Origin of the sequence: Affinundibacterium macrobrachii, assembly GCF_014652415.1 — a bacterium.
In the GTDB taxonomy this organism is placed as follows: Bacteria; Pseudomonadota; Gammaproteobacteria; order Burkholderiales; family Burkholderiaceae_D; genus Undibacterium; species Undibacterium macrobrachii.
In genome coordinates this window covers 86,420-98,436 of the sequence record NZ_BMYT01000003.1, presented here as the reverse complement: position 1 = coordinate 98,436, position 12,017 = coordinate 86,420, and the positions used below count along the sequence as shown (strand labels likewise).

At 43.5% G+C, this 12,017-nt stretch carries 10 protein-coding genes; 8 read left to right on the top strand and 2 right to left on the bottom strand.

Translation table 11 applies throughout. The annotated features are described in order from the left end of the window. Window positions 1-31 precede the first annotated feature (31 nt). Window positions 32-1,033, bottom strand: coding sequence for a hypothetical protein (locus IE103_RS09435; protein WP_189345889.1), 1,002 nt, complete (start codon window positions 1,031-1,033; stop codon window positions 32-34). Window positions 1,034-1,319: 286 nt separating this feature from the next. Here IE103_RS09435 and recA point away from each other — a divergent pair, with 286 nt between their 5' ends. From recA to IE103_RS09405, 6 genes are all read left to right on the top strand, one after another. Beyond that, window positions 1,320-2,357 (top strand): recombinase RecA, encoded by a 1,038-nt coding sequence (gene recA / locus IE103_RS09430; RefSeq protein ID WP_189345888.1) that lies wholly within the window; start codon window positions 1,320-1,322, stop codon window positions 2,355-2,357. Window positions 2,358-2,555: 198 nt separating this feature from the next. Next, complete coding sequence (gene recX / locus IE103_RS09425; protein ID WP_189345887.1) at window positions 2,556-3,014, top strand: recombination regulator RecX; 459 nt, start codon at window positions 2,556-2,558, stop codon at window positions 3,012-3,014. Between the two features lie 619 nt (window positions 3,015-3,633). After that, window positions 3,634-4,818, top strand: a complete 1,185-nt coding sequence (gene sucC, locus IE103_RS09420) for an ADP-forming succinate--CoA ligase subunit beta (protein ID WP_255423111.1) — start codon at window positions 3,634-3,636, stop codon at window positions 4,816-4,818. An 18-nt stretch (window positions 4,819-4,836) separates the two neighbouring features. After that, on the top strand, window positions 4,837-5,718 hold the full coding sequence (sucD, locus tag IE103_RS09415) for a succinate--CoA ligase subunit alpha (protein WP_186914681.1): 882 nt from the start codon (window positions 4,837-4,839) through the stop codon (window positions 5,716-5,718). A 267-nt stretch (window positions 5,719-5,985) separates the two neighbouring features. After that, window positions 5,986-6,792: a Stp1/IreP family PP2C-type Ser/Thr phosphatase gene (locus IE103_RS09410; RefSeq protein ID WP_189345886.1), complete on the top strand. Its 807-nt coding sequence runs from the start codon at window positions 5,986-5,988 to the stop codon at window positions 6,790-6,792. A gap of 56 nt (window positions 6,793-6,848) precedes the next feature. Further along, window positions 6,849-7,430, top strand: a complete 582-nt coding sequence (locus tag IE103_RS09405) for an FHA domain-containing protein (protein ID WP_189345885.1) — start codon at window positions 6,849-6,851, stop codon at window positions 7,428-7,430. 103 nt (window positions 7,431-7,533) lie between these two features. Here the strand turns inward: IE103_RS09405 and tfpZ are convergent, their stop codons facing one another. Then, window positions 7,534-8,283: a TfpX/TfpZ family type IV pilin accessory protein gene (tfpZ, locus tag IE103_RS09400; RefSeq protein ID WP_189345884.1), complete on the bottom strand. Its 750-nt coding sequence runs from the start codon at window positions 8,281-8,283 to the stop codon at window positions 7,534-7,536. A 248-nt stretch (window positions 8,284-8,531) separates the two neighbouring features. Between tfpZ and IE103_RS09395 the strand changes: the two genes are divergently transcribed. After that, a complete protein-coding gene (locus tag IE103_RS09395; protein WP_189345883.1) occupies window positions 8,532-10,247 on the top strand; it encodes a PglL family O-oligosaccharyltransferase in 1,716 nt (571 codons plus the stop codon). 56 nt (window positions 10,248-10,303) lie between these two features. Then, the gene (locus IE103_RS09390) at window positions 10,304-11,839 is read left to right on the top strand and encodes an acetyl-CoA hydrolase/transferase family protein (protein ID WP_189345882.1); all 1,536 of its coding nucleotides are present in this window, start codon (window positions 10,304-10,306) and stop codon (window positions 11,837-11,839) included. Window positions 11,840-12,017: the final 178 nt, after the last annotated feature.

Below are 12,017 nucleotides of genomic sequence, written 5' to 3'. Positions count from 1 at the left end.
CTATCGTCGTATTGATTGGGTATGTTCGGTTTCATGCCACTGCTTCTACTGTCTTTAGTCGCAAGTTTTCCAACTGTTGATAGCGCTCTTGCGTAATAGATAAGCGCGGATGCGCTTGTTGCGATGTTGGATCTCCTTCGAAGGAGTTTTGAGGGTGCTTCGAATGAAATTGTGAGCGTGCTTTCATCTGCGCTAACTCCTCAGGATTGCAGTCAATCGCCAATTGACTTAGCAATTTCTCCCAAATGATCGCTGGTAATTCACTGTAATTAATCAGTTGTAGTCCACTCATAGTGTGATGCTGAATCGCCGCTGAATAGAATTGATCAAGCACTGCAAGACAGAATGCGTCTAAATCGCCAGGCGATAGTGTGCTGTACTCAACTTGTAAGTCCCCAAAGTTAACAAAATCGGGAGTCATTTGCGGACCGCGTTGACGCTGGTGCGATGCTAAAACTTGTCTCGGCTCGCGATAGAGAAATAGCATAGGCGTGTTAGGAAAGGCTTCACGGATAAAACGAATTCGCCCTAAATGCCAACTATCTAATTTAATGATCACATTTTTTTCATTGGCAAAACGTCTCTGGCCTAGCGCATGAATTAGTTTTTGAAATGTCGCGATATTGGTTTCTTTCGATTCATTCATCGTGTTGAAAAACATATCGATCACTGGCGGTTCGGACAAAACGATGCAATGCGATAAAGTACTCAACATTTGCGTCATCAAAGTCGATCCGCAACGTGACACATGAAAAATAAATGCGCTTGGTTGAATACAATCATCGAATTGATCTAAGGCATCAAGCTTAGTCTTGCAGACACGACGTTGGTCATGCGCTTGTTCATGCAAAGAATCTTGAAAAAATGACGCACTAAATCGTTGATCCCCCATATCCCGCCAAATTAGCTCCCCATTTTTTTCATCGATGCTGACCGGATACCAGTTTTTGAGAGTATCAAGTTGATTCGCATCGATCAATTGAGCTTGAAGGTAGGAGCGATGTTCATTGGCGAAACTATTAGGTTTAGACATAGGCTGTTGAATGGCTTGATGAAGTATTTGTAAGATTGAATTTTAGCTATTGTAGGTTTTGTGGGTGTGTGGCGGAAGATTGGATTTTCTTAGTTCACATTAAAATGACCGAAATCCAACGATAAAAAAATATTTTAAAAGAAGCTTGCACAAACTACTGATTTTTTATACAGTGTCGACATTCAGTGGTTTAAGCAGTTTTTAGCGGCTTTATTTACGATAAAACAAGTTCGCAAGTATCACGACATTATTTGACATACATCTTTGTACTAACCAGGAAGAAATCATGGACGACAGAAAAACTGATAATAGCGCCGACAAAAGTAAAGCCTTAGCTGCGGCCTTAGCGCAAATTGAAAAGCAATTTGGTAAAGGCTCTATCATGCGATTAGCGGATGGTGCTGCAGTTGAAGAAATTCAAGTTGTTTCTACCGGCTCCTTGGGCTTGGACATTGCTTTAGGTGTTGGTGGTCTGCCACGCGGTCGTGTGGTTGAAATTTACGGCCCTGAATCTTCTGGTAAAACAACGCTGACATTGCAAGTTATTGCTGAAATGCAGAAATTGGGCGGCACTTGCGCATTTATCGATGCGGAGCATGCATTAGATGTTGGCTATGCGCAAAAACTTGGTGTGAATTTAAACGATTTGTTGATTTCTCAACCGGACACTGGCGAGCAAGCTCTGGAAATTACAGACGCATTGGTGCGATCTGGTAGCGTCGATTTAGTGGTAGTCGATTCTGTCGCTGCATTAACACCAAAGGCCGAGATCGAAGGTGATATGGGTGACTCGCTGCCAGGTTTGCAAGCACGATTAATGTCGCAAGCTTTGCGTAAATTAACTGGTAGCATCAATCGTACCAATACCTTGGTGATCTTTATTAACCAGATTCGTATGAAAATTGGTGTGATGTTTGGTAGCCCAGAGACTACAACTGGCGGTAATGCTTTGAAGTTCTACGCTTCAGTTCGTTTGGATATTCGTCGTACCGGATCAATCAAAGCGGGTGATGAAGTGGTTGGTAACGAAACCAAAGTGAAAGTGGTGAAGAATAAAGTAGCGCCACCATTTAAAGAAGCGCATTTTGATATTTTGTATGGTGCAGGTACTTCACGTGAAGGCGAGATTTTGGACTTGGGCGCGGATTGCAAGATTGTTGAGAAATCTGGCTCTTGGTATAGCTATAACGGCGAGAAAATTGGTCAAGGCAAAGATAATGCAAGAAACTTCCTGATCGAACGACCAGCATTAGCCCATGAAATTGAAAACAAAGTGCGTGAGCAATTAGGCGTTCCTTTGTTGCCTGCACTGGTTGAAGAATAATTTAGATTAGAGCTTATGCAGATATAAGCTCGGTGAATAGGAAAGATCACGTTAGTCTTAAGTCGACTTACTTGGAAACAAGTGGTCGACTTTTTTTATGTACAGCTATGTGAATACCTTCTTCGAACTACACGCGTGAAAGATGCTTAAAACACGCGTGACCTAGTTGATGTACAAGTCAGATGTCTAAAAACAAATATGCTGAAACCTAAACTTAGTTTAAAAGGCCGCGCCTTACGTTATCTGTCTATGCGTGAATATAGCCGCATTGAGCTGGCACGCAAACTTTCTGCGTATGCGCAAGATGACGACGAATTGAATGGATTATTGAACTGGCTAGAAGAATCAAAATTTCTTTCTGATCAACGATTCTCAGAAGCTTTGGTACATAAGCGTCAAGGGCGATTTGGTAACCAGAAAATATTAGCGGAATTGCAGAGCCATCAACTAAACAAGGAAGATTTAGAAGAAATTAAAGATGATCTAGAGGCAACTGAGTCACAAAGAGCCGTTGATGTTTTGTGGAGAAAATTTAGTGCACCGCCTGTCGACCATCGAGAGAAAGCCAAGCAAATGCAATTTTTGGCGCAACGTGGTTTCTCTAGTCGCGCAATTAACTATGCATTGAAACAGTCACGTGAGAGCTTCGATGAGTGAATACCAGTTTATGTCTTGCGCACTTAAGTAAATCTTCATTTGAGTTATTTGAGAAAATGCAAATTTTTGCGAAAACGCTGGTTGTTTCATATTTTTAAGCGGGTTTTCCTGAAAAGTGGTCTAACCAAAAAATAGAATTCATGCTTTAGCTGTGCTAAAATCCACAGGTTTTTTGCAACGCCGCAAGAGCGGCTGTTATGGTAGAAGCTACGATAACGCACGCAATTGTGGCTTTTTATATTTGAATTGCCGCCAGCAGGCATGATGTCCTCAACAACATTCACTACAATTTGGGCTTACTCGATGAAGTCCAACTCGGTCTTTCGCGCTCTCGCAAAAATGTGCGGTGTGCAGGCGTACGACCATGAAGTTTATGTTGATACCTGTGAAACTGGCGCAAATGAATTCAGCAAAGTTTTGATTCCCAACTGATTGATAAAACGTGACACCAAGGATGGTCGTCGCGTTTTTTTGTATGGGCTTGAGAATTGTGTAGGTGAGCTAAGGAATATAAATTTTTAGTTCATCGAATTCATGAAGATGTTGCAGCATGGTTTTGTTTGTTGGTAGTAATTGATCCAAATTATTTTGTTTTACTTTTTAACTAATACCTCAGTGTCTGAAGGGAAGTCGTATGAAAATCCATGAGTATCAGGGTAAAGAAATCCTCCGTAAATTCGGAGTGACCGTACCGCGCGGTATCCCATGCATGTCCGTTGAAGAAGCAGTCAAAGCTGCTGAAACTTTAGGCGGTCCAGTATGGGTAGTCAAAGCACAAATTCACGCCGGTGGCCGTGGTAAAGGTGGTGGCGTTAAAGTTGCGAAATCCATGGAGCAAGTACGCGAATACGCTGATGCGATCATGGGCATGCAATTGGTCACACACCAAACTGGTCCAGAAGGTCAAAAAGTTCGTCGTTTGTTGATCGAAGAAGGCGCAGACATCAAGAAAGAACTGTACGTCAGTATGGTAACTGACCGTATCAGCCAACGCGTGGTGCTGATGGCATCCTCCGAAGGCGGTATGGACATCGAAGAAGTCGCTGAGAAACATCCAGAATTGATCCACTCTATCGCGATCGATCCAACTGCAGGCTTGCAAGATGCTGAAGCCGATGACATCTCCCGTAAAATCGGTGTGCCAGAAGGCTCTATCGAAGACGCACGCGTTCAGTTGAAAGGTTTGTACAAAGCTTTCATGGAAACCGATTGCTCTTTGGCTGAAATCAATCCATTGATTTTGACTGGTTCTGGCAAAGTGATCGCTCTCGATGCGAAATTTAACTTCGACGCGAACTCTTTGTTCCGTCAACCAGAAATCGTTGCTTACCGCGATTTGGACGAAGAAGATCCAGCTGAAATCGAAGCATCTAAATTCGACCTCGCTTACATTTCCCTTGACGGCAATATTGGTTGCTTGGTCAATGGTGCAGGTTTGGCGATGGCAACCATGGATACCATCAAACTGTTCGGCGGCGAGCCAGCTAACTTCCTCGACGTAGGTGGTGGCGCGACTGCAGAAAAAGTGACTGAAGCATTCAAGATCATGTTGAAAAACCCAGGCTTGAAAGCGATCTTGGTCAACATCTTCGGCGGCATTATGCGTTGCGACGTGATTGCAGAAGGCGTAATTACGGCGTCTAAAGCAGTGTCCTTGCAAGTGCCTTTGGTTGTACGCATGAAAGGTACAAACGAAGATATCGGTAAGAAAATGTTGGCTGACTCTGGTTTGCCGATTATTTCTGCAGACACGATGGAAGAAGCAGCGCAGAAGGTTGTTGCCGCTGCTGCTGCTCACGCTTAATTATCGCAAGGAATCACTATGTCCATCCTGATTAATAAAGACACTAAAGTCATCACCCAAGGTATCACTGGTAAAACTGGCCAGTTCCATACACGTATGTGCCGCGACTACGCAAACGGAAAAAACTGTTTCGTCGCTGGTGTAAATCCAAAGAAAGCTGGCGAAGATTTCGAAGGCATTCCAATTTACGCGAATGTTTCAGAAGCTAAAGCAGCAACTGGCGCAACCGTTTCCGTGATCTATGTTCCACCAGCAGGTGCAGCGGCTGCGATCTGGGAAGCGGTTGAAGCGGATCTCGATTTAGCGATCTGTATCACTGAAGGTATTCCAGTTCGTGACATGATGATGTTGAAAGACCGCATGGCAAAAGCCGGTAGCAAAACAAAATTGCTCGGCCCTAACTGCCCAGGTTTGATCACACCAGACGAAATCAAGATCGGCATTATGCCTGGTCACATCCACCGTAAAGGTCGTATCGGCGTGGTTTCCCGTTCTGGTACATTGACATACGAAGCGGTTGGTCAATTGACAGCACTCGGCTTGGGTCAATCTTCTGCAGTTGGTATCGGTGGCGATCCAATCAATGGTTTGAAACATATCGACGTCATGAAGATGTTCAACGATGATCCAGATACAGACGCTGTGATCATGATCGGTGAAATCGGTGGTCCAGATGAAGCGAATGCATCTTACTGGGTACGCGACAACATGAAGAAACCAGTCGTTGGTTTCATCGCTGGTGTGACTGCGCCTCCAGGCAAACGTATGGGCCACGCTGGTGCTTTGATTTCTGGTGGTGCTGATACTGCGCAAGCAAAATTAGACATCATGGAAGAGTGCGGTATCAAAGCAACGAAGAATCCATCCGAAATGGCACGTTTGTTGAAAGCAATGCTGTAATTTGATGGTGTCAGTTGGCGTCATAATGAGAATTAATCAATATGCTTGATTCTCATAAATTGATCTAAAAAATAAGGGAGCAATCGCTCCCTTATTTTTTGTGCGGAAATAAAAAACACGCCGAAAAATGTTGTAGTTGCGCTATTGAAACATTAAAATTTGCAAACTAAGTTCATAATGCTTTAGCTTAATGGTAAGCTCGTTAAGCTTAATAATCTGAGTACACGAGATTTATTTATTTTAATGTTGCCTTAATTATTTTCCTTCATGCCCGCACAAACAGTTCTGGAATTTGCTAGTCATTCAGACACCGGACTTGTCCGCAGTCATAATGAGGATGCTATTGCTATATCTCCTGAGCTTGGCCTTGCCATTTTGGCTGACGGCATGGGCGGCTACAACGCGGGTGAGGTCGCCAGTCAAATGAGTGTTGACTTGGTTCGTGAGCAGATTCGAAATAGCCTTGATGCGACATGGATGCCTCGATTGCCTTGGCAATCTTCCATCTCTGAGAAGTGGATACAAGACGCTATCGTCTACGCCAATCAAAAAGTAATCGAGCAGGCAAATAAGAATCCAGATAACTTCGGCATGGGCACAACAATTGTCGCGGCGCTTTGTCATCATGATAAGTTGGTGATTGGTCATGTTGGCGATTCTCGTGCATATCTATTTCGTGAAAATTATTTAGAACAAATTACCCGCGATCATTCTGTATTGCAGGCCCAAATTGATGCGGGCTTAATTTCGCAGGCAGATGCACATCTCTCTCCAATCAAGAACTTAATTACACGTGCGGTCGGTTCTAATGATGAGATCGAAGTTGAGGTGCACGAACATGCTATGCGTGTTGGCGATATTTTCGTACTGTGTTCTGACGGTTTGAGTGATATGCTCGATCAGATTCATATACAAACTGTCTTGCGAGAGCAATCTGAGAATTTGGATACCTGTTGCAAGACTTTAGTGTATTTGGCTAATCGTCAAGGTGGATTTGACAATATTTCCGTTGTTTTAATACGTGTCAAAGAATTGCATGAACGTGGGTTTATGGAGTATATTTTTGCTAGTTAAAAAACAAGTAACGCATTATTTTTATTTAATTTTATTTTGTATCTAGCGGATAGATTATGGCAAAAGTTGTGGTGATTTTTAATGGTCAAGTGCAAAAAGAGATCAGTATTGACCGCGCTCGTATCAATATCGGGCGTCGACCAGGAAATGATTTAGTATTAGACCATCTTGCCGTGAGTGGGCGCCACGCTGCTATCGATACAACTTCAGAAGGCACTTTTATTCTCGATTTAGGTAGCACCAACGGTACTTCGGTGAATGGTCAACCAATTAAGAAGCATCAGTTACAGAACGATGATGTGATTGAATTGGGGAAATATCAGCTTAAATTCATTGTTGAGGTAGATAACTATCAGGTGTCGCCTGACGAGACTTTGAAAGTTGGAAAAATCAAAGTGCTCAATGGTTCAAATGCTGGCAAAGAAATGATTTTGTCGAAACCCGTGACAACCTTGGGTAGCCCAGGGATTTTGGTCGTTTCGATCGCACGTGATGGCAATCGTTTTAAAATTAACTTTGTTGAGGGAAAAGTCTTCCCGAAAATTAATGGTGAAACAACCGATGCGCGTCCTCGCGTGTTAGCGCACGGAGATGAAATTGATTTATCTGGAACCAAAATGGAGTTCCAGTTAGATTGAGCTCAGTTAAGTTAATTAAGTTCAAAAAAGCGAGACCAACAAATTGGTCTCGCTTTTTTATTTAGGCATTAGGAACGCCTACTTAGTTTTGCCGTAGCTTCGCCTAGTTCACGCGCAAAGGCTGTCCATTTGTGCCATCGATGGCAACAAATAATTGTCGCCCTTTTGTTTGCAAAGGAGAAAATAGGATTTTTTGCCCTTGCTTCTCTGCTTTTTCGAACATGTTTTCCAATTGTTTTTTATCTTCATTATTTGTATTTAACTGGGATGGCAGTTTGCCATTCGCGCGAACTTGCGCTTGAACATCTTCAATCGGAACATAAAACTGAGGGAGATTTTGTATGCCCATGCCCCCTAATTTTGCAAACATAATTTCTTCCCGTTTTTTATCTGATTCGGGCGCTTTGGTACCGACAAACACCGGACCAAATAGGGGCAATTTTTTGAATTGTGCGTGTTCTACCTTGTCTAGATCGCTGTCTTCGATTTCATTTGCTTTTACGAGAAAAAATTGGTTTTCTACATAGGCGATATAAACGGGACGTACCGCATACAATGACCATACGCCATAGGCCATGAACATCAATTGACAGATCAGAACTGCGCTGACGTCAAATTTTAGTGATTTCTTTTTAGGATTAAAGATGATCAGCATAATTAGTGGACCTAAAACCAGATCGACTAAGACTAAAATTTTTAATAGCTCAAATCCATTTGCCGCTTCAAATAATTGGTTTGGATACCAAACCAGTTTAACCAAACCAAAAATTACGGCGATTACCGTCGCACTTGCTAGAAAATGAAAACCAAAGGCCTGGAGTCGGCTTAAACTTGAAAGACGATGTGTCAACATAAATATTCTCGAAATAAGCTTGAGTGAATTGGCGTTCTTACTGCTAGAAAATGAAAACTGGCTAAAAATAATGCGTGTGCTCAGTCAATCTGCAGCGCCCCGCAAAAAATCATCGTTTAAAATAGGCGCATTCAATTCAGTTTTCAATAGCTGGGCTCAATCATTGAAGTGATCGACTTCGTCGACTTCTTCAATCTAGTGAATCCTCGCTGTCAAATAACTGCCTTTCAAAATTATATCTAGAAAAGATGTTTCTTAAAAATATTACGAAGCTTTCCATCATTTTGTTCGGACTTTGTCTATTGTTCGCGCAACTCTATTCTGGCCATATACATCCTTACCGAAGCTTTTATCATGAGTTTGCTGTGGTGGTTGGTGTTTTCTTGGCGTTGATCCCACTGTTTGTTTTTTCTCGAGAGAAATTGATCGTCCCAGCAATTGCTGGAAGTGCATTGTTGTTGTTTTCTTTTTTGGGTTTGCAAAGTTTGCTCGGATTGACTTTGCTGACGACAATTTATTACCCCTTATTTCTTTTATTTTGCACAGCCTTGGCAAAGTCATTAGGTGCTAGTTGGGTCAAACTCAATGGCAATGCGGATGATCTATGTCAAATGTTTGCGGTAGTTTATTTGCTCGCCGCTGTGTTATCTGTTTTGATGCAGCAGTTGCAAATCATGGGCATCGATTGGCGCCCGATTGTGATGTATATGAGTAACGATGGGGTCAATCCTATTCGTGCATTTGCCAATGTAGCGCAACCAAATCAGTTGGCTTTGTTGATTTGTTTTGGCTTTGCTGCATTGTGGTGGTTGTTAGAAAGTACGCGTTTGCCTGGCAAACTTGCCTGGTGTGTCGCGGTGTTTTTGTTGTGGGGATTGGCGCTAACGCAGTCGCGCATAGGGTGGATCATTCTGCCTAGTTTATTCGTGTTGATTGTGTATCTACGCAAGACCAATGCAAAATTAAGTTTGCTTGGTATGCTGAGTTTGTTGGTGATCTATGCGAGTTTGGTGATTACTTTACCGACGATAGCGAAGTATTTAGGTTTTGTAGTCGGTACTTTGGGCGAGCGTCTTGGTGGACGATCGGAACGCTCGGTGCTACTCCAGCAAGCATGGGCGATTGCTAGTGCACATCCTTGGCTAGGAGCTGGGTGGTTTGGTTTTGGCGCGCAACAAGTTGCTGTCGCTGCTGACTTTAGTTCGACGATTTATGCCGAGCATTCACATAATATCGTCTTAAACTTTGCGGCTGAGTTAGGTTTGCCTTTTACGATTTTATTTTTTGGTATTTTATTTGTGTGGTTTTGGAAGCATTTTGCGCTCCGTGAGGCGCACCGAGACAAGTCTAAAACATTCATTCTCATGATGTTGTTAGCGGTTGGTGTGCATAGTATGGTCGAATTTCCGCTCTGGTATGCCTATGTTTTATTACCGGTCGGATTAATGATGGGAGCAGCACATCAATTGCAGCAACCACAAGCGGCATGGCAGATTTCTCGCGGATGGGTGCAAGCGAGCATAGCGATTTGTTTTGCGATCTTGGCTTTTGCTTGGGTTGATTATCATCGTGTTGTCAATGGCTTTGTCGCCTTTCGACAAACCAAAGACTATGCCTTAATCCCTAAAGAAAAAATTCAAGCACCGCGCTGGACCTTGATGCCAGATTATTTTGATTATTTCAAACTCTTGCTTGTAACACCCCGCAGTGGCATGTCACCTGAAGAAATTCAGTTTGTTATTACTTGTAGCCATCGTTTTGGCTATGTGCATATTTTAGATAAATTGGCGCAAGTCTATGTGTTGAATAATCAAGTTGATGCAGCCAAGCGTGTCATGCAAAGTTTGCAGCGCCTGCACCCGATTGTCTATCCAGAGTATTACGACTATTGGCAATCCTTAGCGAAAACAGATGAGCGCTATGCCGCCGTATTTGCAACGATGCCCGCGCGAAATGCACCTTAATAAGATTGCTAAATCCAAAGTCGTTCGATTGATTCACCCCATGTAGGAAAACAAAGATGACGCTTTATTCCCGTATTCAACATCCTTTACTAAAACAAAAAATCATGAGCGCAGAGAGTGCAGCGCTATTGATTGAAAATGGTGACCATGTCGGTATGAGCGGTTTTACGGGAGCGGGTTACCCTAAGTTACTACCACAAGCATTGGCGCGACGTATTGAACTTGCCAATCAAGGTGATCAGAAGTTTAGTATCGGTGTTTGGACTGGGGCTTCAACCGCACCTGAGTTGGATGGTGCGCTAGCCAAAGTTGGTGGCATCAATATGCGTTTGCCTTATCAATCTGATCCAACTTGCCGTGCGCGGATTAATGCGGGTCAAATGGATTATGTCGATTTGCATCTTTCTCACGTGGCGCAAATTGTTTGGTTTGGGTTCTTGGGCAAGTTAAATGTCGCGGTGATTGAGGTTGCTGGCGTGCTGCCGGATGGACGTTTGATTCCATCTTCGTCAGTCGGCAATAATAAGACTTGGCTCGATCAGGCGGATAAAGTGATTTTAGAAGTGAACGCACATCAAAGTGCCGCACTCGAAGGTATGCACGATATTTATTATGGTACCGAGCGCCCACCGCACCGCAAGCCAATTCCAATGGAGCACACGGGTGACCGAATCGGTGAACCATATTTACGAGTCGATTTGAATAAAGTCGTCGCGGTGGTAGAAACAGATTTACCAGATCGAAATACAGAATTTAATGCACCAGATCAAACCTCAGAAAAAATTGCGTCTCATATCCTAGCGTTTTTTGAAGAAGAAGTGAAAATGGGACGGATGCCGCCAGCTTTGTTGCCTCTACAATCAGGTGTCGGCAATATTGCGAATGCCGTGTTGGCTGGATTGAATCGTGGCCCCTTTGAAAACTTAACAGGCTTCACCGAAGTGCTGCAAGACGGCATGTTGGAGATGATTAAATCGGGCAAGATGACGATGGCGTCAGCCACTGCCTTATCCTTGAGCCCGACCGCCAATCAAGAGTTTTTGCAAAACTTAGATTTCTATCGGGACAAAATCATTTTGCGCCCACAAGAAATTTCAAATCATCCTGAATTGATTCGTCGTCTTGGCGTCATTTCTATGAACGGCATGCTCGAAGCCGATATTTATGGCAATGTGAATTCCACCCATGTGATGGGAACGCGCATCATGAATGGTATTGGCGGTTCAGGTGATTTTGCCCGCAACGCCTATGTGTCGATGTTTATGACACCATCGACCGCCAAGGGCGGGGCGATCTCTTGTATTGTGCCTATGGTCAGTCATGTTGATCACACCGAACACGATGTACAGATTATTGTGACCGAACAAGGTTTGGCTGATTTACGCGGCTTAGCACCACGTCATAGGGCAGAGCTAATTATCCAACGCTGCGCCCATCCAGATTACCGTCCTGCTTTGCTCGACTATGTTCAACGAGCACAACAAAGCGCGCAAGCGGGACAAGGCGGCATGCATACACCTCACATCCTTGATGAAGCCTTGTCGTGGCATAGTCGTTATGAGAGGGAAGGGCAGATGCTGCCTAAACTTTGAAGTTGTTTCAAAGTTTTGTTGAGCTGATGAGTTTTATTGATTGCAACATCAACATTGCGGCTAGTGGATTGGAATTTGACTTGAAATTTGGTTTGAAATTTCAAACCAATATCCAAATGCGAATTTGAACGAATTCCCTCCCCCTTCAAGGGGAGGGCTAGGGTGGGGATGGGTTTCG

Excerpts from the sequence above, each read along its gene's own strand:
- IE103_RS09390 (WP_189345882.1), top strand. The coding sequence starts at position 10,304 with ATGACGCTTTATTCCCGTATTCAACATCCTTTACTAAAACAAAAAATC.
- IE103_RS09395 (WP_189345883.1), top strand. The coding sequence starts at position 8,532 with ATGTTTCTTAAAAATATTACGAAGCTTTCCATCATTTTGTTCGGACTT.
- IE103_RS09435 (WP_189345889.1), bottom strand. The coding sequence starts at position 1,033 with ATGTCTAAACCTAATAGTTTCGCCAATGAACATCGCTCCTACCTTCAA.
- tfpZ (WP_189345884.1), bottom strand. The coding sequence starts at position 8,283 with ATGTTGACACATCGTCTTTCAAGTTTAAGCCGACTCCAGGCCTTTGGT.
- recA (WP_189345888.1), top strand. The coding sequence starts at position 1,320 with ATGGACGACAGAAAAACTGATAATAGCGCCGACAAAAGTAAAGCCTTA.
- IE103_RS09405 (WP_189345885.1), top strand. The coding sequence starts at position 6,849 with ATGGCAAAAGTTGTGGTGATTTTTAATGGTCAAGTGCAAAAAGAGATC.
- IE103_RS09410 (WP_189345886.1), top strand. The coding sequence starts at position 5,986 with ATGCCCGCACAAACAGTTCTGGAATTTGCTAGTCATTCAGACACCGGA.
- sucD (WP_186914681.1), top strand. The coding sequence starts at position 4,837 with ATGTCCATCCTGATTAATAAAGACACTAAAGTCATCACCCAAGGTATC.
- recX (WP_189345887.1), top strand. The coding sequence starts at position 2,556 with ATGCTGAAACCTAAACTTAGTTTAAAAGGCCGCGCCTTACGTTATCTG.